This window comes from Yersinia alsatica (genome assembly GCF_902170305.1).
Taxonomy (GTDB): Bacteria; Pseudomonadota; Gammaproteobacteria; order Enterobacterales; family Enterobacteriaceae; genus Yersinia; species Yersinia alsatica.
Genome location: NZ_CABHWW010000007.1, coordinates 330,625 through 352,199, shown reverse-complemented (window position 1 = coordinate 352,199; position 21,575 = coordinate 330,625). Strand labels below are relative to the sequence as shown.

Sequence of the window (21,575 nt, the reverse complement as noted above, 5' to 3'; positions counted from 1 at the left end):
TCTCCGCCATTATTCGTATTCATCCCACCCATCTAATTGCCGACTTTCATGCAGCATTTCTCGTTGGAAAATATCTTCCAGCTCACGACGGGCTTCTTTAATTCTGGAAATTTGCGCCACATCGCCATGATGCTGTGGCACCAATTCACGTAACATGCGCATATCAAGACGACGAAAATGTTGTTGCGCCCGATAGGCCTGATGCGGATGCATGCCTAATTCCAGCAATGTTTTTCGCCCCAATTCCAGCGCACTGGAGAAGGTCTCGCGGGTAAAGTCTTTGACCCCGTTTTGCAGCAATTCATGCGCTTCAACACGCCCTCGGGCACGGGCCAGAATGTGCAAATTGGGGAAATGCTGTTGGCACAGATGCACCAACGTCATGGTGTCTTCCGGCTCATTACAGGTAATCACAATGGCTTTGGCTTTCTCTGCCCCGGCGGCCCGCAGCAGCTCCAGCTCGGTGGCATCCCCATAATAGACTTTATAGCCATATTTGCGCATCACACTGACAGCACTGACGTCGCGCTCCAGAACAGTAATGCGCATTTTGTTCGCCATCAGTAAACGACCAATCACCTGACCAAATCGCCCAAAGCCAACAATAATCACCTGCGGATCATTATCTTCAACAAACGGCTTCTCATCACTCTCTTCTTGCGCGTTGTAGCGGCGCACCAGAATGCGGTCGATAAGCTGCATCAGCAGTGGTGTCGTCATCATTGACAGTGTTACCACGACCAGCAGCAAGGCCAGTTGTTCGGCATTCAAAACATGCTGAGAGAAGGCGGCGGAGAATAAGACGAAAGCAAATTCACCGCCCTGACTCAATACCCCGGCAAATTGCAGGCGTACCGAGCGGCGTAAGCCAAATGTCCGGGCCAGCCCATACAGCACCGTGCCTTTGATAAACACTAATGCGACCACACCCAACAAAACATCCAGCAGATGCGTGAAGAGCACGCCAAGATTCAGCGCCATACCAACCGAGATGAAAAATAGCCCGAGCAGCAGCCCTTTAAAGGGTTCAATAGCAATTTCCAGTTCGTGTTGGAATTCACTTTCAGCCAGTAAAATACCCGCGATGAATGTCCCTAACGCCATCGATAGGCCCAATGCATCCATAAACAGCGCAGACCCCAGCACCACTAGCAGGGCGGCGGCCGTGAAAACTTCCCGCACGCCAGAGGCCACAATGTAGCGGAACAGAGGGCGCAGCAGATAACGGCCACCTATCAGCATGCCAGCGAAAGCAGCAACTTTGATACCAATTTTCACCCAGTCATTGGCTGCCCCGCCCCCACCCGCCAGGATAGGAATCAGCGCCAATGCTGGGATAACTGCCATGTCCTGGAACAGTAACACCGAGAACCCTAGCTGCCCGCCTTCATTGCGGTTCATCCCTTTTTCCCGCATTAGCTGCAAGGCCATGGCGGTGGAGGACATAGCCAAACCGACACCGCCGATAAGTGCGGCCTGCCAGGCGAATTGGGTGAAATAGAGTAATGCCCCCAGCACTGCGGCCGTTATCACTACCTGACCGGCACCCACACCAAAAATAGAGCGCCGCAACTGCCAGAGTTTAGCTGGGTTCAATTCTAACCCAATGATAAACATCAGGAAGACCACACCGAGCTCGGAGAAGTGGAGGATTTCGTCAACATCACGAATAAAACCTAGCCCCCACGGGCCGATGGCGATGCCGGCAATCAGGTAGCCCAATACCGCGCCGATACCGAGGCGTTGAGCAATAGGAACAGCCACCACAGCGGCAAAGAGAAATAACAAGATAGCGGTGAGTAGCGGCGAGCCTTCCATATATCAGTGCCCTCCCGTCGGCAGCGGTGACTGCAACCACTGCGCATAAGCTTGCGCATGGCTGGCTAAGACTTCCGGCTTTTGACGCCGCGCCCAGTAAATAATCATCGGATTCATCCAATGCATATGGCACATAGCTGCCGTCAATTCGAAAGGCCGCAGAATATCCTCCATCGGGTAGCGATTATATCCCCCCGTCCGATAAGCGCCTTCCGGCTCGCCGGTGGTAATTACCGAACGCCAATATTTCCCCGTCAGGGCATGCCCACCGACACCATTGGCAAAGCCACGCGCCAGCACACGATCCAGCCATTCTTTCAGCAAGGCCGGGCAGCTGTAGGTATAAAGAGGGTGTTGAAATACAATAATTTGATGTTCACGTAGCAATTGCTGCTCGTGGTGAATATCAATAAAGAAATCCGGATAATGTGCATAGAGATCGTGCACAGTGACATGTTCTAATTGCTGCACCGGTTGCAGTAAAACTCGGTTTGCCACCGAGTCCTGTGATTCCGGATGGGCATACAACAGCAAAACCTTCGGCAGCTGCGACATCATTCCCCTCCAAAGCGTCGTCAGGGTCCGGTTTTTCCGTTACCATGCTCCGCAAAGACTAAAAAGACTGAAATGGGTACTCTATTACTCTAAATAATTAGAGTTACAGGTAGGTGGCAAGAGTGCGAATCCCCTGGGGCTTACTTGAGTAAGTGACTGGGGCGAGAACGCGCAGCCAACACCCCTGTGGCTTAAAGTATGACGAGTATATACCCTATTAACATACTCTAAACATACGGCACTCTATGATTGTTTTTTCCTCGTTACAAATTCGACGTGGTACTCGCGTCTTGCTGGACAATGCAACAGCAACGATTAATCCTGGCCAAAAGGTCGGGCTGGTCGGCAAAAACGGCTGTGGTAAATCCACTCTGCTGGCGTTGCTCAAAGGCGAATTGAGCGCCGATGGAGGCAATGCCACTTTTCCCAGTAACTGGGCGCTGGCTTGGGTTAACCAAGAGACCCCGGCACTGGATGTACCGGCGATAGAGTATGTTATCGACGGTGACCGCGAATATCGCCAGTTGGAGGCCGAACTTCAGGCCGCCAACGAAAAAAATGACGGCCATGCCATTGCGACGGTGCATGGCAAGCTGGATGCCATCCATGCCTGGACCATTCAGTCGCGTGCCGCCAGTTTGCTTCACGGGCTGGGCTTTTCTCAAGATCAATTACAACAGCCGGTGCGCTCGTTTTCTGGCGGCTGGCGGATGCGCCTTAATCTGGCGCAGGCGTTGATTTGTCGCTCCGATTTACTGCTGCTGGATGAACCCACCAACCACTTGGATTTGGATGCCGTAATCTGGCTGGAGAAGTGGCTGAAAAACTACTCCGGTACATTGGTGCTGATTTCCCATGACCGCGATTTCCTTGATCCTATTATTGATAAGATTTTACATATTGAACAGCAGACGCTGAATGAATATACCGGTAACTATTCATCCTTCGAACGCCAGCGGGCGACCAAACTGGCACAGCAACAGTCGATGTATCAGCATCAACAAGAGAAAGTGGCGCATCTGCAAAGTTACATTGACCGTTTCCGAGCGCAGGCCACCAAAGCCAAGCAGGCCCAAAGTCGAATTAAAATGCTGGAGCGCATGGAGCTGATTGCGCCCGCTCATGTGGATAACCCATTCCACTTCAGTTTCCGCACTCCCGAGAGCCTGCCTGACCCGCTGCTACGCATGGATAAAGTCAGTGCCGGTTATGGCGACCGCACCATTTTAGAATCCATCAAACTCAATCTGGTGCCGGGCTCGCGTATTGGTTTGTTAGGCCGCAATGGTGCCGGTAAATCAACGCTAATTAAGCTGTTAGCAGGGACTTTAGAGCCACAAAGTGGTGAAATTGGCCTGTCCAAAGGGATTAAGCTGGGTTATTTCGCCCAACATCAGCTTGAATTCTTACGCGCTGATGAATCACCGCTACAGCATATGAGCCGCCTGGCGCCTAAGGAGCCGGAACAGCAACTGCGTGATTATCTGGGGGGCTACGGTTTTCAGGGCGATCAGGTTACTGACCCGACCGCCCGCTTCTCTGGCGGAGAGAAAGCACGTCTGGTGTTGGCGCTGATTATCTGGCAGCGCCCTAATCTGTTGCTGCTGGATGAACCGACCAACCACCTTGACCTTGATATGCGCCAGGCTCTGACCGAAGCATTAATTGATTTCGAGGGCGCATTGGTGGTGGTCTCTCATGATCGTCATTTATTGCGTTCCACCACCGACGACCTTTATCTGGTGCACGATGGCAAAGTGGAGCAGTTCGATGGTGATCTAGAAGATTATCAACAGTTTCTGGTGGATTTGCAGCGTCAACAAAGTCAGCAAGATAACCCAACCAAAGAGTTATCTGGCAACAGTGCGCAGCAACGTAAAGATCAAAAACGCCGTGATGCCGAGTTTCGTAGTCAGACCCAGCCACTGCGTAAGCAGATTATGACGCTGGAAAAACAGATGGATAAACTCAGTACAGAACTGACCGCCATAGAAGAGCAATTGGCTGACTCTGCATTATACGATATTGCCCGTAAGGCGGATTTAACCCAATGTCTACAGCAGCAAACGCAGGTAAAATCCAAACTGGAAGAGACCGAAATGCAGTGGTTGGACGCACAAGAGCAGTTGGAGAATATCACCAAGATATTTGAAGCGGAGTAACTAGCTGCGTCATCAATTTTATTGAGGTACAGGAGAGTAGCGAGTGCCAAAACGGCACAAACTGCTCACTGACTTTCTTGCGTTTTGGCACAGTAAAAAATTTATTATCTTAATATAGACTAAATCAACGCTTATTTTTGTTATTACTCAGAAGGTTTTAATGTTTAATAAGGCATAAAACTATTTCTGGGAAGAAGTACAAATGCAGCGCATTTTGGTCATCCGAATTGATTTCCTTGGCGATATGATATGCACCACTGCTTTCTTACATGCACTGAAACAGCGTTGGCCTTTGGCTGAAATTCACGTATTGGCCAATAAATACAATCGGGAAGCACTGTCACGTAACCCCGATGTCAGTGTCGTCCACACTTATGTTTACAGTAAACAATGTGAACGAAATCAAAAGGCAGGAAGGATTCAGGCCATTTTTGACCGGCTGGCACTGATTTGGCAATTGCGACGTTTGCGCTTTGACTTACTCGTGATCCCGAACGGCGGTATGAACAAAAACAGCATTCAGTTCGCCAAACAATTGAATGTGGTCGATAGCCGCTGGCACACCCTTGCTACCGAGTTTGATGACCGCAATCCTGAACATGTTGCCAACCGGCCAATTCGCCATGAGGCACTCTCCGGTTTTGCACTGCTGCCTGAGCTAGGGTCAGTGGATATCAATAAACTCAGATTGTTCATCTACCCCGAACCCTCATTGCAAGCAAAATGGCAGGCAGAATTAGGCGAAAAAGTCCGGCCACGTGTTGGGTTATTCGTCTCTAATAAGTCCCCGCAACGGCGCTGGAGTTGGCCAAAGTGGCAACAATTGGCTCTGAATCTTAGCGAGCAGGCCGATATCGTGGTGTTGTATGACCCCAAAGAGCCGCCGAGTGAACAGCAACTGGCGACCATAAAAGGGCGCTATTTGTTAACACCTTCTGTCGATGAGTTTGTTGCGGCGATAAGCCAATTGGATGTGGTTATTTCAGCCGACAGTGCGCCGGTTCATATCAGTTCTGCATTACAGATACCCGTCGTCGCCTTGTTTGAGTCGCGGCCAGAAAAGTATCTGCGCTGGTATCCATTAGTGCGCCATGTGTTATTGCATGCCGGGCCGCAAGTTGAAGACATCACCGTCGATGCCGTCGAAACTGCTGCCCGCACCCTACTGGATAACCAATAAAATCGCGGTCAGAAACAGCGAGTAATGGGCGTTATTGTTGCCGTTAGTTTGGATGCAGACAGCGCGCAAAAAACCGCAGCGTACCGACAGTACGTGAGGATTTTGAGCACTGCTCAAGTTCAAAATAACCAATAAAATAGCCCATTAAGGCCGATAGACTGGCCGATCCCCCAAAATAGTCGCACGGTGCATAATGCGCCGCTGCGGCAGATAATCAGCATTAGCATAGTGTTGAGTGACACGGTTATCCCAAATCGCGACGTCATCTTGCTGCCAGCGCCAGCGCACCTGGAATTCAGGTTTGGTGGTATGAGCAAAGAGAAAACGCAGCAGTGCATCACTCTCTTTATCACTCAGCTCAACAATTCTAGTGGTGAATCCTTCATTGACGAACAATGCCTGACGCCCACTCACCGGGTGGGTACGTACCACCGGATGCAGCAGCGGCGGATTTTTCTCTTTGGCTAACAGCCAGCGCTGATGCTCTTCTGGCGTTGCACGATGTTTATGCTCGGGGAAAGAGTGGGCGAAATCATGCTCGGCCCGTAACCCCGCCAATAGCTGTTTAAATGGCGCAGAAAGTGCTTCATACGCGGCTATCCCACTGCTCCATAAAGTATCCCCACCGGTGGGGGGTAACTGCTTGGCAGCCAGAATGGCACCCAATGGCGGATTTTCGATGAAGGTCACATCAGTGTGCCAGTTATCATTATCTGGCGGATTATTGTCGTGGGTATCCAATACGATAATTTCTTCACACTCTTTGGTATGTGGATAGACCGGATGAATATGTAAGTCGCCAAAACGGCTAGCCAGCAAACGCTGCTGTATCGGTGTAATCGGCTGATTGCGGAAAAACAGCACCTGATGCTTGAGCAAGGCATGATAGAGCTGTTCAAACTGGCCGTCTCCCAACGGACGAGCGATATTAATATTCTCAACCAAAGCGCCGATATGCGGCCCCAGTGGTGTCACTACCAGACGTTCATTCATTGTTGTGCTCCATACCAAGGCGTTAATCGGCGTTGGATCGCCCGCAAACTTAATTCCATGCCAAAAGCAATAATGGCAATCACACTGATCCCGGCAATCACCACATCAGTGGCGAGAAACTCGCCAGCGGATTGCACCATAAAGCCCAACCCTCGCGTGGCGGCAATTAACTCCGCAGCCACCAGCGTCGACCAACCGACTCCCAGCCCAATCCGAATACCCGTTAAGATTTCCGGTAATGCGCTGGGGAGTATCACAAACCATAAGACCTGCCAGCGGCTAGCGCCCAATGCGCGCGCGGCTCTGACCCGAACCTGCGCCACACTACGTACCCCCGCAACGGCGGCCAAAGTAATGGGGGCAAATATCGCCAGATAAATCAGCAAGATTTTTGAGGTTTCACCGATACCAAACCAGATAACCATCAGTGGCAAATAGGCCAAAGGCGGCACTGGGCGATAAATCTCAATGAGCGGGTCCAGCACGCCGCGCACCGTGCTGCTCAGCCCCATGGCAATCCCGGTAGGAACTCCGAGCGCCACGGCGGCTAATAATGCGATCAGGATGCGCCCTAAACTGGCCGCCAGATGCTGCCATAGCGTGGCATCCATAAACCCCTGCGGGCTGGCGATCACTAGTAGCTGATGCAGCACCTGCTGCGGAGCGGGCAAAAATAGTGGGCTGATCAGCTGTAATGCCGTGACTGTCCACCACAACAATATGACACTAGCCAGTGTGGCGATACTGAGCCAAAAACCTTTGGCTGCCGGCAAACGGCGAGAGTTTTTTTGGCGGTCAGTCGGTGCTGAGCGCGGTGTATCCAACCCAGCTTGAGGATGCAACGCACTGTCGCGTAACGTACCGTGCTGGCTCATATCATCGCCTCCCGTTGTTGGAAGACTTTGCCCAGCACATATTCGCGACGAGCAATAAATTCTGGGTCAGATTTGATGCTGCGGCAAGCTTCACCCTCGGCATAGCGCTGACCAAAGTTCAGAGACAGCCGCTCGACCACGCGACCCGGCCCCGGTGAGAGCAACAACAGTTCACTGGCCAGAAATACCGCCTCTTCAATATCGTGGGTAATCAGCAGAATTTGTTTGCCGCTATCGCGCCAAATAGTCAGCAGCAGCTCTTGCATCTGCTCACGGGTAAAAGCATCCAGCGCACCAAAAGGCTCATCCAGCAGTAATAAGCGCGGGTCAACCGCCAAAGCTCGTGCTATCCCCACCCGCTGGCGCATCCCGCCAGAGAGTTGCCAAATATAGTGATGTTCAAACCCGGATAATCCCACCCGATGCAGCATTTTTAGCGCGGTTTCTCGCCGCTGCTGCTTGCTTAAGCCAGCCAGTTGCAGGCCAAACTCGACATTACTGACCACATCGCGCCACGGCAGTAAACCCTCATGCTGGAACACCACTCCCCGCTCGGCACTTGGGCCGTGAACCGGAATATTATCCAGAGTGATGCTGCCAGCTGAAGGCTCCATAAACCCGGCAATCAAATTCAATAATGTGGTTTTGCCACAGCCTGATGGCCCCAATACCACGACCAACTGTCCGGATGCGATTTGTAATGACACATCCTGTAAGGCAGGTTTGCCCTGATATTCGGCCCACAGGCCGTGCACGTTTAGCATGATGGCTCCTAAGACTGCGGTGTTGCCTGAACTTGTTTCACAAAGCGGTCGGTGACGAAATCGCGATAATCACTGGCAACCTGCGGGATTTTGCCTTGCTCTTTCAAGAACGCGGCAGTATCACGGATAGCCTGATCCACTGGCTGGCCCAACTGTGTTATCTGTTGTGCCACCGGCAGGTAAGTATTGCCTTTCACCAATTCCGGCACTTGTTCGGCAGGAACACCACTTAAGCGCGCCAGTTGGCCCAGATGTTCTGCGTTTTTGAGCCATTGTTCTGGTTGCGCCAAATAAGCCCCTTGAGCGGCCAATGCACTGCGGGCAAAGGCGGTCACTACTTCAGGATGTGCTTTGGCGAAGTCTTTACGAACGACCCAAACATCCAGTGTTGGTGCGCCCCACTGACCCACTTGGGCCGAATCGGTCAAGACCGTGCCGGTTTTGGCTAATTCATTCACGGCTGGAGCCCAAACATAGGCACCATCAATGTCTCCCCGTTGCCAGGCAGCGGCGATAGCTGGGGGTTGTAAATTGAGGATAGTGACCTGATCTGGCTTGATACCCCAATGTTTCAGGGCCGCCAGTAAGCTGTAATGGGTGGTCGAGATAAACGGCACGGCAATCCGTTTACCAATCAAATCCTGCGGGGTTTTGATCTCTTTTTTGACCACCAGCGCTTCAGAGCTGCCTAGCTGTGAGGCCAGCAGGAAAACTTCAATCGGGACATTTTGGCTGGCGGCCACCGCCAGTGGGCTGGAACCAATATTGCCAATCTGCACATCACCCGAAGCTAATGCTCTGACCACACTGGAGCCGCTATCAAACTTGCGCCAATCTACGTTGGCCCCAGAAAGCTTGGCAAAGCTGTTATCCGCCTGAGCCACTTTTGCCGGCTCGGCGGACGTCTGGTAAGCCACTGTAACATCAACCGCATGCGCACTGGTCACCACCAGTGACAGAGCCAAGAGTACACCGCCAGATCGTAAGAGACCGCGAGTTGCGGTAGAAGAAAAGGTTATCGCCATGGTTCACTCCGCTCATTTAACTCGGTCATTCGCTATTAGTGCGACCCTGAGCGCACCCGGCGCTCTGAGATGACAGTGATACCTGAAGGAACAATACGACAAAAGGAATAAAAAAATATTCTTTATTCCCTTATGTGATAAGAAAAATCTGAATGGATAGTCTACAACGTCAAGTTAGAGAGAGATTTCGCCTTTTAAAAATATGCGGGCATCTCCGGCAATCAAGGTGCGATCACCGGCTAACGTGCAGAATAATTCGCCTCCGCGCGCAGATATCTGGCGGGCATGCAGTGACGTTCTTCCCAAGCGAGCCACCCAATAGGGCATCAATGTACAATGTGCAGAACCCGTCACCGGATCTTCGTTACTACCCAAGCTAAAGTAGCGCGAGACAAAATCAACCTTATCATCGGGATGACCGGGAGCCGTCACAATCACCCCTCGGCCGGTGTAGGCAATCAGCGCGACAATATCGGGCTGTAATTGCTGAACCTGTTGCTCATTCGCCAACACCACTAGCAGGGATTTTGCTTGCCAAAGCTGCTCAATGTCCACACCGAGTAGCGCTGCTAACTGCGTTGGAATAGCTATCTGCTCGGGAGGTAATGAAGGGAAATCTAGCGACAATCGGCCAAAAACATTGTCATCACGCTTGACATGCAAATCACCACTGGCACTGCGAAAACAGATATCGTGCAAAGCGGGGTTAACCAGACTGAACATCACATGTGCCGCCGCCAAGGTGCCGTGGCCGCATAAATCCACTTCACGTTCTGGGGTAAACCAACGGATCGCCGATTTATCCCCTTCATCCCACACAAAACTGGTTTCTGGCAAATTAATCTCAGCGGCAATACGTTGCATCTCTGCTGTTGAGAGTGGTTTTTTCAGCAAATAGACCCCGGCGGGATTACCAGATAGCCCTGCGCCGATAAAAGCATCAACATGAAAATAGTTATAAGCCATCACTTAGCCCCAGTGGTCGACTAATGCCAAATCAATAACACACAGGCTGCCGTCAGCAAGCCCATCGAAATATTAAAGGTAAACCAGGCGCGGCGGCTACGTAACAGGCGGCCAATTAAGGTGCCGAACCCCAGCCAAATAATCCCAGCGACCAAATTCACCATAAACATGCCAAGACTTATCATGACGATAGAATGATTATAGGCCGCTCCCGCCATACTGAAACTGGCGACCGAACCTAATCCCATCAACCAGGCTTTTGGATTGAGGAATTGCAATAACCAGCCTTGATACAAACGCAACGGTTTTGGCGGGGCGACGTTGGTTTCCAACTTTTCATAGGCCGAAGTGGCAATTTTCCATGCCAACCACAACAGATAGAGGCTACCCAGAATTTTTAGTATTAAGTGAATGGATGGATAGATAAGAATCAGCCCGCCGACCCCAAACGCCACCAACAACAGCATGCTCTGCATACCCAACATAATGCCCAGCATCAACCAGATAGAGCGCATAAAGCCAAAATTGGCCCCGGCAGAGGTCAGTAACATATTGTTCGGGCCGGGGGTAATAGCTGCAACCCAAAGAAAACCTATCATTGAAAGAAATAAACTCAGTTCCATGAGACGGGTGCCTCTCACCCAAAATGATGCGCGATATACCCATGAAGCTAACAGTGTGCTATTGATCACACAAGAGCAACTACATGATTTTCATTCACCATATGCATGAAACATTCCGCCCGCTGGTCGGTGCCAGTAATCCACACCTACAAACACTGCTGCCACGGCTGGTCAGGCGGCGCGTACAACTGCAACCTTTTTGGCAGCGGCTGGAATTACCCGATGGGGATTTTGTTGACCTGGCCTGGAGTGAAAACCCTGAGCTGGCGCGCGATAAGCCCAGATTGGTGTTATTCCACGGTCTGGAAGGAAACTTTTACAGCCCCTATGCCCACGGTTTGCTGCGCGCATCTCAGGCCAAAGGCTGGCTGGGTGTAGTAATGCATTTTCGTGGGTGTAGCGGCGAGCCAAATCGTAAGTCTCGTATCTATCATTCCGGTGAAACAGAAGATGCGCGCTTCTTCCTGCGTTGGTTACGGCAAAGCTATGGTCAGGTGCCTACCGCTGCCGTCGGCTTCTCTTTAGGTGGCAATATGCTGGCCTTTTATTTAGCTGAACAGCGGCAAGATAGCCTGTTACAGGCCGCGGTTGTGGTTTCCGCGCCGCTCATGCTTGAGCCTTGTGCCAACCGTATGGAGCAGGGATTCTCTCGCGTCTATCAGCGCTACCTATTGAACCAGTTGAAATTAAACGCTACGCGTAAGCTGTTACATTACCCTGGCAGTTTGCCGCTGGATCTGGCGCAGTTAAAAGGATTGCGGCGAATCAGAGATTTCGATGATGTCATTACAGCTAAAATACATGGCTTTAATGATGCAGTGGATTACTATCGCCGTTGCAGCGCGCTGCCGTTATTGCCGCAAATTACCACCCCATTACTTATCATTCACGCCAAAGATGATCCATTCATGACGGCCGAGGTTATCCCCAATCTCAGCGAATTACCGGCCAATATTGATTATCAGTTAACCGAGCATGGCGGCCATGTCGGTTTTGTCGGCGGCTCATTAAAACACCCACAAATGTGGCTGGAACAACGTATTCCAGCCTGGCTTTCCCCTTATCTGGAGCAGCAGTCATGATGATCCCTTGGCAGCAAATCGACAGTGAAACACTGGACAGTTTGCTGGAAGCTTTTGTCCTACGTGAAGGTACCGATTACGGTGAACACGAGCGCTCATTGGCGCAGAAAGTCGAAGATGTTCGCCGCCAGTTGGTCAGTGGTGAAGCGGTATTAGTGTGGTCTGAGTTACACGAAACCATCAATATTATGCCGCGCGGCGCATTTCGTGCTGGAGCAGAAGAGTCCCAATAGCCCTTGCCTTGTCACGCGAGCCTTTAAGTAAAATCAGAGTGACAAGCCGGAGAGTTTGCCCTAAAAATAACCATTAACCATAAAAAAACAGGCAATTTCAGCCCGTCCACTGAGTTAACTAACCCCATGGAGTTACAGCTAATATGTCAACTAAACATCCGGTTATAGCCGTTACCGGCTCAAGTGGCGCAGGGACGACAACCACCAGCCTGGCGTTTCGCAAGATTTTTCAGCAATTGAATATCCGCGCGGCGCAAATTGAAGGTGACAGCTTCCATCGCTACACCCGCCCCGAAATGGATGCCGCTATCCGTAAGGCCCGGGATCAAGGTCGGCATATTAGCTATTTTGGCCCAGAGGCCAATGACTTTGGTCAGTTAGAAGAGAGTGTTTCGCAATATGGCGCGTTGGGTACCGGGCGCTCACGTAAGTATTTGCACACCTATGATGAAGCGGTACCCTATAACCAGATTCCCGGTACTTTCACCCCATGGGAGGCACTGCCAGAACCCACCGACGTGCTGTTTTATGAAGGTCTGCACGGCGGTGTCGTGACCGAGCATCATGATGTGGCGAAACATGTAGATTTACTGGTCGGCGTGGTGCCAATAGTCAATCTGGAGTGGATTCAAAAACTGGTGCGGGATACTGGCGAACGTGGTCATTCTCGTGAGGCGGTGATGGATTCGGTGGTGCGCTCCATGGACGACTATATCAATTACATTACGCCCCAATTCTCGCGTACCCATATTAACTTCCAGCGCGTGCCCACTGTCGACACTTCCAACCCTTTTGCCGCCAAAGCAATCCCATCGCTGGATGAAAGCTTCGTTGTTATTCATTTTAGAGGCTTGGATCAAATCGATTTCCCTTACTTGCTGGCAATGCTGCAAGGGTCGTTTATATCAAATATCAATACGTTGGTGGTGCCCGGCGGCAAGATGGGGCTGGCAATGGAGCTGATCATGGCTCCGCTGGTTCAGCAACTGTTGGAAGGTAAGAAAATTATTTAATCTTCTACGTACTTGAAGTGGCAACCAATATCTCCGCTGCTTCAAGTACGTAGAGTTTGCTTACGCGATTTCGCGGATTTCAAAACTGTGGGTAATCTTGGCCGCTTTCCCCAACATCAAAGAAACCGAGCAATATTTTTCAGCTGACAGCTCAACCGCCCGCTCAACAATTTTGTCGGTCAAACCTTTGCCACTGACAATAAAGTGCAGATTGATTTGCGTAAACAAGCGCGGAGCTTCTTCCCGGCGCTGTGAAGTTAACGTCACTTCGCAATCGCGCACATCGTTACGCCCTTTTTGCAAAATAGACACGACATCAATGGCACTACAGCCGCCCGCTGACATTAATAGCATTTCCATTGGGCTTGGTGCTTTGTCTCCGGCATTACCATCCATCAAAACTTGATGACCTGATGCGGATTCACCCAAAAATGTCAGTCCTTCAACCCACTTTACACGTGCCTGCATAACTCTTGCTCCCGGTTAAATTTTCTGATTCAGACTACCCTTTCATTTACAAACTGGCAATGTAACCCGATGTTCATCATGCTGAAGCGATACAACACAAGACAGTAGCTTCATCCTGTGCTACAAACAGAACCGAAAGTGTTGTTTCTAGAATTAAGTGGGGTAGTGATCAATACTCAGTGAAGGGTTTCTATCCGGTACGTATCTTGGCTATACCTTTCGGCAGTTGAGCAAATTAATATGCTAAGAGAAAGTGTATTTTATAAGCACGCCGTGCAGGGAACTCTGAGCCCTGTTAAGTTAGGCAGCGATAACAACAGAGGATAACAGCGAATGGTTCTCGGCAAGCCACAAACAGACCCGACTCTCGAATGGTTCCTGTCTCATTGCCATATCCACAAATATCCATCGAAGAGTACGCTAATTCACCAAGGTGAAAAGGCCGAAACGCTTTACTACATCGTGAAAGGCTCCGTTGCGGTGCTTATCAAAGATGAAGAAGGTAAAGAGATGATTCTCTCCTATCTAAACCAAGGAGATTTCATCGGCGAGCTTGGATTATTTGAAGAAGGCCAAGAACGTAGTGCCTGGGTCAGAGCAAAAACCGCCTGTGAAGTGGCTGAAATTTCTTACAAAAAATTCCGTCAGCTGATTCAGGTAAATCCAGATATCTTGATGCGCCTGTCTTCACAAATGGCGAGCCGCCTACAAATTACATCAGAGAAAGTGGGTAACCTCGCCTTCCTTGATGTAACTGGGCGCATTGCACAAACGCTGCTTAATCTGGCAAAACAACCTGATGCCATGACCCACCCAGATGGGATGCAGATTAAAATTACCCGCCAGGAAATTGGTCAAATAGTTGGCTGCTCCCGCGAAACTGTGGGGCGCATACTAAAAATGCTGGAAGATCAAAACCTGATCTCCGCACACGGTAAAACGATTGTCGTTTACGGCACCCGTTAATTCCCCATAAACCAGTGCCGATTACCCTCGGCACTGGTTTTCTTCGCTTGTGTGATTAATAAATTTCTGGGGCCTACATGAAGTGGCAACGGCTTATTTATCATCCTGAAGTTAACTATGCACTCCGCCAAACATTGGTTCTCTGCCTGCCCGCAGCATTGGGCTTTGCCATTGGCGATTTGCGGCTGGGATTAATGTTCTCCCTGATACCCGCATGCTGCAATATTGCCGCGCTAGATACTCCACACCAACATTTTTTCCGACGCCTGATTATTGGCGGCACCATTTTTACCCTGAGTAGCTTCCTAACCCAGCAGTTGCTGATGTGGGATATTCCGTTACCTTGGGTGATGTTGGGGTTGGCGCTCACTCTCGGGGTCTCTGGTGCTATTAGCCCGCTCAATGGCCGCATGTTACCTGCCGCACTGATCGCCGCCATATTCAGCCTCAGCATGGTAGGGCGCGCACCTATTTGGCAGGCACCATTGATGTGTGCGGTGGGGACCCTCTGGTACGGTGGTTTTACCTGGATCTGGTTCCGGCTCTGTAAAGATCAACCCATCCGCGAGCCTCTGAGCCAGCTTTATCGTTTACTGGCTGACTATTGCGATGCTAAATACAGTTTGTTTGACCAGCATCTTGAGCCAGAAAAAGCTATGCCGCCATTGCTCGACAGGCAACAAGCTATAATGGATAAAATTAATCAACTTTATCAACAATTTAACTTGTTATCGAATGCCACTAAAACTGAGCAAAAGCGGCTAGTGGGCTTGTTCCAGATGGCACTCGATTTGCAGGAGCACATTACTGCGGCACTCAATCAGCCAGAAAAAGTGCAAGAGCTGATTGACCAGAGCCCGATAATTACGGTGCTTCACCGCAATATGGATAATATCTCGGCCCAGATGCGCACCATTGCCGACGATATTCTCTACCACCACCGCGCGAAAGAACATTTCAGTGCTGGCGATGCACTCGTCGAACTCGAAGAAATTGCCCAACAGCATCCAGACAATTCGGTTGCGCAATTCTGCTATTACCACATCAGCCATGTTACCCAGATCCTGAGTGACCGCCGTCCGCAATATGACCGCGACTTGATGGCCAGCCAGTTATCCCAACCTCTCTGGCCAGCATTCGTCAGCTATTTATCGTTTAAATCCAGTCCATTTCGCGATGCCGCCCGCATGGGGGTGACGCTGGCCGCAGGGAGCTACATCGGTACTCTGATCCACTTACCTAAACCTTACTGGATCTTACTCACCGTGATGCTGGTCACGCAAAACGGGTATAACGCCACCAAGATACGGATTCATCACCGTGCCATGGGCACCTTCATTGGGCTGATATTGGCGGCGGGTTTATTGCACTTACAGATGCCGGAAGGGACGACATTGAGCATTATGTTGCTCATCACTTTGCTCGCCAGTCTGGTACAGCGCAAAAACTACGGTTTATCCGTAATCGGCAGAACGATTACTGCGGTGTATATCTTGCAGTTATTGACCGGCGAAGGGGCTGACTTCTTAGTTCCGCGTTTGCTCGACACCTTGATAGGCTGTGCTTTGGCCTTTGCCAGCGCCCTATGGTTGTGGCCTCAGTGGCAAAGCGGCCTGCTGCGTAAAAATGCCCATCAGGCATTGGAGAAATACCAGAAAATCCTACAATTGTTGCTGACCCCTAACCCGAATATTGGGCAACTGGCCTATGAGCGGCTTCAGGTCAATAAAGCCAGTAATGCAGTGCTAAGTTCACTCAATCAGGCCATGCAAGAACCGGGATTTAACTCCAAATACTTGGCTGATATGCGGCTTTGGGCCACTCATAGCGAACTTGTTGTCGGACATATCAATGAAATGACGATCCTGACGCGAGAACATCCGTTAACAGAAGCAACCACCACGGCTGAACATGGTCATAGCCAGATGAGCATTAAGCAGGCGCAGGATTACTTGCAGTTATGTGAGATTGCCATTCAGCAATGTCAGCAGCGGCTGGAGTCGGATAACAGTGAGGAGAATAACGATTTTGTCCAAATGCCTGATGTTGATGCTGATACGCAACTCTCTGAGCTGGAACGTAATTTACGCCGAATCTTGTCGCACCTCAGTGTGATGCACACGGTTTCATCGTTGGCCTGGCAGCAACAGCCCCACCACGGTATTTGGCGCAGCCGGAAGTTATAAGATTCTAAAGAGTTAATCAGGTTTAAAAACAAAAAGAGAGGCTAAGCGCCTCTCTTTATTACGATTTCTTGCGCCGTAACTCAGTGCGCATTAACCAAACTGGCGATGGCTGTTGCCAAACGCGCCATCCCCTGCTCGATATCCTCCAGCTCAACCACCAGCGAAGGCGCTAAGCGCAACACATCCGGCCCGGCATTAAGGATCATCAAACCATTCGCTGCTGCTGCTGTCAGGAACTCGCGGGCGCGGCCACGGTATTGCGGCGTTAATTCTGCACCAATCAATAGCCCCATGCCACGAATGTCACTGAACACATGATAGCGGCTATTGATGTCTTGTAGAGCTTGCACAAACAGGCCGTGGCGCTGTTCAATGCCATCAAGTACCTCAGGGGTATTAATCACATCTAGCGCAGCCTCTGCGACCGCACAGGCCAGCGGATTGCCACCATAGGTGGTACCGTGGGTACCAACAGCCATGACTGAGGCAATCTCTTCTGTGGTGAGCATCGCGCTGATAGGGAAACCGCCCCCCAGTGCTTTGGCTGTGGTGAGAATATCTGGCGTCACACCATAGTGCATATAGGTAAACAGCTTACCGCTACGGCCCATACCACTTTGCACTTCGTCAAACACCAGCAGAGCTTTATGTTGATCGCACAGCGCACGTACGCCTTGCAGAAATTCTGGAGTGGCCGAGGTTATGCCCCCTTCACCTTGAATTGGCTCAAGTACCACGGCACAAGTGTGGTCATCCATAACTGCTTTTACCGCCGCCAGATCATTGAATGGCACATGGACAATATCCGCCGGTTTTGGGCCAAAACCATCAGAATACTTTGGCTGACCGCCGACAGAAACCGTGAAGAAAGTGCGCCCATGGAAGGCATTGTGGAACGCAATGATTTTGGTTTTATAAGGGCTATGGCGCTCAATGGCATAGTGCCGCGCCAGCTTGAAGGCCGCTTCGTTTGCCTCACCACCGGAATTGGCAAAGAAAACCCGATCAGCGAAGGTGGCATCAATCAGTTTTTTCGCTAAGCGCAATGCTGGTTCATTGGTGAAGACATTGCTGGTATGCCAGAGCGTTTCCCCCTGCTGGTGTAAAGCTTCAACCAGTTTAGGATGACAATGACCGAGGGCAGTTACCGCAATTCCACCTGAAAAATCAATGTATTCGGTACCTTGCTGGTCCCATACACGGCTGCCTTTCCCTTTTACTGGGATAAACTGCGCTGGTGCATAAACAGGCAAAATCACCTGATCGAATGTACTGCGGTCTACTGCTAATTTATCTGCCATTACGCTGTCCACCCTGATAAACCCTTCATCTTTCAAGCGGCAGGGTTATTGGCTGCCTGCAACTCGAAATCTATTGGGCATAGCTGCCAATTATTGGCATGTGAAAATATAATCACAAAATATGCATAAAAAATCACAATCAGGCAAACAAAAAAATCACTTAATTAGCCATTCTAAATCAACCAACTAATTTTTAAGGAAATTATCCAATAATTGGTGACCTTGCTCGCTGAGAATGCTTTCAGGATGGAACTGTACCCCCTCCAAGGGCAATGTACGATGGCGAATGCCCATAATCTCATCCATAACCCCGTCTTGCTCCGTCCAGGCCGTTACTTCAAAACAGTCTGGCAATGAATCGGGGGCAATGACCAGAGAGTGATAACGGGTCACCGTCAGCGGCTGATTCAAGCCACGGAAAACCCCTTGACCATTATGGCAAATGGCCGTGGTTTTACCGTGCATCACTTGCCGTGCCCGCACAATGCGCGCACCAAAGGCCTGCCCCAGCGCCTGATGGCCCAGACAGACTCCCAATATCGGCAGCTTACCGGCAAAATGATGAATGGCCGCTAACGAGATCCCGGCCTCATTGGGAGTACAGGGGCCGGGAGAAATCACCAAATGTGAAGGCGAGAGTTCTTCAATATCAGTTAGTTGCACTTTATCATTACGTTTAACAACTACCTCTGCACCCAATTCACAAAAATATTGGTACAGGTTGTAGGTAAATGAGTCGTAATTATCGATCAATAACAGCATTTCATATCCAAAAAATCAGGTTAACGCTTACGCCCACCCGTAATTGACCCCAGAACACCACGCAAAATTTGTCGGCCCAAATCACGCGCCATACTTTTAGCCGCGGTCTGAACAATACCATCACGTTTCCCGCCACGCGGGCCTGTTGAGCCAAACAGCAAATCATTCAACCCATCCATCAATCCGCCGCCCTTAGGTGCAGATTGCGAAGAGGCAGGAGCTTCTCCTGCCGCCGAGTCGCCTAAGGTCGAGAACCCACCAGCAGATAATTTCTCATACGCCGATTCGCGGTCAACCATCTCTTCGTAGCGGCCATAAAGCGGCGAATGATTGATGGCGTGATTACGTGCGGCGGCATCCAGTGCGCCCATTTTGGATTGCGGAGCAATAACCATAGCGCGCTCAACAATATTGGGCCGCCCTTTCTCATCAAGGAAAGAAATGAGTGCCTCGCCGACACCCAGCTCGGTAATCACCTGCTCAGCACTGAATGCCGGGTTTGCTCGCATGGTTTGTGCCGCCGCTTTCACTGCTTTTTGATCCCGTGGAGTAAAAGCACGCAGCGCATGCTGCACCCGATTGCCCAGTTGGCCGAGGATCTTATCTGGAATATCCAATGGATTTTGTGTCACAAAATAGATGCCGACACCTTTGGAGCGAATCAGCCGCACCACTTGCTCAACTTTATCCACCAGCGCCGTCGGAGCATCGGTGAACAACAAATGAGCCTCATCAAAGAAAAAGACCAGTTTAGGCTTCTCGACATCCCCCACTTCCGGCAATTGCTCGAAAAGCTCGGCCAGTAACCACAGCAAGAAAATGGCGTATAACTTGGGCTGATTAATCAGCCGATCAGCCGCCAGCAGATTAATAACCCCTTGCCCATTGCTGTCGGTCTGCATTAAATCGTGAATATCCAGCATCGGCTCGCCAAAGAATTGATTGGCACCCTGCTCTTCCAGAGTCAGTAAACCGCGCTGAATTGCACCAATTGAGGCTGGGGTAATATTGCCGTATTGCGTGCGGAACTGTTTCGCGTTGTCGCCCACGAACTGCACGATGGCACGCAAGTCTTTCATATCCAGCAGTAGCAAGCCGTTGTCGTCAGCAATCTTAAAGACCAATTGCAAGACACCGCTTTGCACCTCATTAAGATCAAGCAAGCGCCCCAACAACAGTGGGCCAAGATCAGAAATGGTGGCGCGGATAGGGTGGCCTTTTTCAGCAAAAATATCCCAAGGCACAATGGGGCATGCTTGTGGTTGCCAGTCAGTGATACCCATCGCGGCTAGCCGCGCCAGTAGCTTTTCTGACTCAACCCCCTCAGCGCCAATGCCCGATAAATCGCCTTTTACATCGGCCAGAAATACCGGCACACCAATGCGAGAAAATTGCTCAGCCATTTTTTGTAGGGTGACGGTTTTACCGGTACCGGTCGCCCCAGTAATTAAACCATGGCGGTTTGCCAGTGCCGATAAAATGACTAAATCCTTTGCTGGCTGCGCCTTCGCGATAAGCAGTGCTTCACTCATGGTTCTACCCCAAGCTGAGTCAGATATTTGATTATAAGCAACCTATTTGGGTAGACGAGCTAATTTTTGGCGGGGATCGAATATTTACCCAAAGCCATTGGCGTTGCAGGTAGGCAGCAAGTGAACTTATCCCGATGAGCTTACTGAAGTAAGTTATTTGGATAAGTGAGCGTAGCTAACACCCCTGCAACGTCAAGGACGAAAGGTAATTTAAGGTAATAGTTTTGCCGATATAATCGTGATCGGCTTAACCGGCACATTCTGATACGGGCCGGCGTTTTCGGTTGGAACCTGGGAGATTTTCTCTACCACATCCATCCCCTTAACCACTTTACCAAACACGGCATAACCAAAGTCACGTTGACCATGATCGAGGAAAGCATTGTCTGCCACGTTAATGAAAAACTGGCTGGTGGCGCTGTCTTTATCTGCAGTGCGGGCCATTGAGATAGTGCCACGCAAGTTACGCAGGCCATTATCCGCTTCATTTTTAATTGGCGTTTTAGCGGTTTTCTGTTTGAAATCGGCAGTAAACCCCCCGCCCTGAATCATAAAACCGGGAATAACACGGTGGAAAATAGTGTTGTTGTAATAGCCGTTGTTGACGTAATCAACGAAATTTTGTGTTGAAACCGGTGCCTTCTGGCTATTGAGCTCTAACTCAATATTCCCAGCCGACGTTGTTAACAACACATGAGGCTCACCGGCGGCTAAAGCTGCGGGCGCCACGGCGCTTAGGGAACAAAGGGCGACGAAGGTCACTAAAGTACGTTTGAACATTAACGGTTCCTTTCTGTGGGATGCGAACAACGGAAAAGCGCTTTGATTCTAGAGAGCTGACCCGCTCAATGCCACCCATTTACGGATATTTACGTAACAGAATGCGCATTTTCACTGAAAACCTACCGCTTCTGCAGATAAACAGCACCATGGCGATTAATTAGCCAAATTAAACCATACTGCCAATTCCAGACAACAGTTAAATTCTGCTACCAAGATCACGTCTTGCCTATTTTCTTATTTGCTACCTGCCATTTTTGCGAGAAGCATCGCATTTTGTTTTTGGTTAAT

General features: G+C 50.3%; 20 protein-coding genes. 7 read left to right on the top strand and 13 right to left on the bottom strand.

The genetic code is table 11. The features are described 5' to 3' along the window. Nucleotides 1–9 precede the first annotated feature (9 nt). Together kefB and kefG are read right to left on the bottom strand one after the other, a co-directional pair. The gene (gene kefB / locus FTA96_RS03400) at nt 10–1,818 is read right to left on the bottom strand and encodes a glutathione-regulated potassium-efflux system protein KefB (RefSeq protein WP_050110008.1); all 1,809 of its coding nucleotides are present in this window, start codon (nt 1,816–1,818) and stop codon (nt 10–12) included. Between the two features lie 3 nt (nt 1,819–1,821). Beyond that, complete coding sequence (gene kefG, locus FTA96_RS03395) at nt 1,822–2,373, bottom strand: glutathione-regulated potassium-efflux system ancillary protein KefG (protein ID WP_050110007.1); 552 nt, start codon at nt 2,371–2,373, stop codon at nt 1,822–1,824. Nucleotides 2,374–2,618: 245 nt separating this feature from the next. Here kefG and FTA96_RS03390 point away from each other — a divergent pair, with 245 nt between their 5' ends. Beyond that, nucleotides 2,619–4,535 carry an ABC transporter ATP-binding protein gene (locus FTA96_RS03390; RefSeq protein ID WP_050110006.1) on the top strand — a complete coding sequence of 639 codons (1,917 nt, stop codon included), beginning with the start codon at nt 2,619–2,621 and terminating at the stop codon, nt 4,533–4,535. Nucleotides 4,536–4,737: 202 nt separating this feature from the next. Then, a complete protein-coding gene (locus FTA96_RS03385) occupies nt 4,738–5,715 on the top strand; it encodes a glycosyltransferase family 9 protein (protein WP_145573179.1) in 978 nt (325 codons plus the stop codon). A 144-nt stretch (nt 5,716–5,859) separates the two neighbouring features. Here FTA96_RS03385 and tauD read toward each other — a convergent pair whose 3' ends face one another. From tauD to FTA96_RS03355, 6 genes are all read right to left on the bottom strand, one after another. Continuing rightward, nucleotides 5,860–6,708, bottom strand: coding sequence for a taurine dioxygenase (tauD, locus tag FTA96_RS03380; protein ID WP_050110004.1), 849 nt, complete (start codon nt 6,706–6,708; stop codon nt 5,860–5,862). Further along, nucleotides 6,705–7,583 (bottom strand): taurine ABC transporter permease TauC, encoded by an 879-nt coding sequence (tauC, locus tag FTA96_RS03375; RefSeq protein ID WP_145573177.1) that lies wholly within the window; start codon nt 7,581–7,583, stop codon nt 6,705–6,707. The genes tauD and tauC overlap by 4 nt, the downstream gene beginning before the upstream one ends. Beyond that, entirely contained in the window at nt 7,580–8,347 is a 768-nt protein-coding gene (tauB, locus tag FTA96_RS03370; RefSeq protein ID WP_145573175.1) for a taurine ABC transporter ATP-binding subunit, read from the bottom strand. The genes tauC and tauB overlap by 4 nt, the downstream gene beginning before the upstream one ends. Before the next feature lie 8 nt (nt 8,348–8,355). Beyond that, on the bottom strand, nt 8,356–9,372 hold the full coding sequence (tauA, locus tag FTA96_RS03365; protein WP_186372842.1) for a taurine ABC transporter substrate-binding protein: 1,017 nt from the start codon (nt 9,370–9,372) through the stop codon (nt 8,356–8,358). 174 nt (nt 9,373–9,546) lie between these two features. Continuing rightward, complete coding sequence (locus tag FTA96_RS03360; protein WP_050110000.1) at nt 9,547–10,338, bottom strand: PhzF family phenazine biosynthesis protein; 792 nt, start codon at nt 10,336–10,338, stop codon at nt 9,547–9,549. 20 nt (nt 10,339–10,358) lie between these two features. Continuing rightward, nucleotides 10,359–10,961: a LysE family translocator gene (locus tag FTA96_RS03355; RefSeq protein WP_050109999.1), complete on the bottom strand. Its 603-nt coding sequence runs from the start codon at nt 10,959–10,961 to the stop codon at nt 10,359–10,361. Between the two features lie 101 nt (nt 10,962–11,062). Here FTA96_RS03355 and FTA96_RS03350 point away from each other — a divergent pair, with 101 nt between their 5' ends. The 3 genes from FTA96_RS03350 to FTA96_RS03340 all read left to right on the top strand — a co-directional run bounded on the left by FTA96_RS03350 (nt 11,063) and on the right by FTA96_RS03340 (nt 13,289). After that, nucleotides 11,063–12,043, top strand: coding sequence for a hydrolase (locus FTA96_RS03350; RefSeq protein WP_050110032.1), 981 nt, complete (start codon nt 11,063–11,065; stop codon nt 12,041–12,043). After that, nucleotides 12,040–12,276: a YheU family protein gene (locus FTA96_RS03345; RefSeq protein WP_050136107.1), complete on the top strand. Its 237-nt coding sequence runs from the start codon at nt 12,040–12,042 to the stop codon at nt 12,274–12,276. The genes FTA96_RS03350 and FTA96_RS03345 overlap by 4 nt, the downstream gene beginning before the upstream one ends. Nucleotides 12,277–12,419: 143 nt before the next feature. Next, on the top strand, nt 12,420–13,289 hold the full coding sequence (locus FTA96_RS03340; protein WP_004709290.1) for a phosphoribulokinase: 870 nt from the start codon (nt 12,420–12,422) through the stop codon (nt 13,287–13,289). Between the two features lie 60 nt (nt 13,290–13,349). Here the strand turns inward: FTA96_RS03340 and FTA96_RS03335 are convergent, their stop codons facing one another. Beyond that, the gene (locus FTA96_RS03335; protein ID WP_004709292.1) at nt 13,350–13,757 is read right to left on the bottom strand and encodes an OsmC family protein; all 408 of its coding nucleotides are present in this window, start codon (nt 13,755–13,757) and stop codon (nt 13,350–13,352) included. A gap of 333 nt (nt 13,758–14,090) precedes the next feature. On the opposite strand from FTA96_RS03335, the gene crp reads away from it, so the two are divergent. Continuing rightward, nucleotides 14,091–14,723: a cAMP-activated global transcriptional regulator CRP gene (gene crp / locus FTA96_RS03330; protein ID WP_005186183.1), complete on the top strand. Its 633-nt coding sequence runs from the start codon at nt 14,091–14,093 to the stop codon at nt 14,721–14,723. A gap of 77 nt (nt 14,724–14,800) precedes the next feature. Further along, entirely contained in the window at nt 14,801–16,909 is a 2,109-nt protein-coding gene (locus FTA96_RS03325) for a YccS/YhfK family putative transporter (protein ID WP_145573173.1), read from the top strand. Between the two features lie 80 nt (nt 16,910–16,989). Here FTA96_RS03325 and argD read toward each other — a convergent pair whose 3' ends face one another. The 4 genes from argD to ppiA all read right to left on the bottom strand — a co-directional run bounded on the left by argD (nt 16,990) and on the right by ppiA (nt 21,284). Then, entirely contained in the window at nt 16,990–18,210 is a 1,221-nt protein-coding gene (gene argD / locus FTA96_RS03320; RefSeq protein ID WP_050123749.1) for a bifunctional acetylornithine/succinyldiaminopimelate transaminase, read from the bottom strand. Nucleotides 18,211–18,396: 186 nt separating this feature from the next. Next, nucleotides 18,397–18,972 carry an aminodeoxychorismate synthase component II gene (locus FTA96_RS03315; protein WP_050109995.1) on the bottom strand — a complete coding sequence of 192 codons (576 nt, stop codon included), beginning with the start codon at nt 18,970–18,972 and terminating at the stop codon, nt 18,397–18,399. Between the two features lie 20 nt (nt 18,973–18,992). Next, nucleotides 18,993–20,504 carry a helicase HerA-like domain-containing protein gene (locus FTA96_RS03310; RefSeq protein ID WP_050136110.1) on the bottom strand — a complete coding sequence of 504 codons (1,512 nt, stop codon included), beginning with the start codon at nt 20,502–20,504 and terminating at the stop codon, nt 18,993–18,995. 210 nt (nt 20,505–20,714) lie between these two features. Next, nucleotides 20,715–21,284: a peptidylprolyl isomerase A gene (gene ppiA, locus FTA96_RS03305; RefSeq protein ID WP_050109993.1), complete on the bottom strand. Its 570-nt coding sequence runs from the start codon at nt 21,282–21,284 to the stop codon at nt 20,715–20,717. Nucleotides 21,285–21,575 lie beyond the last annotated feature (291 nt).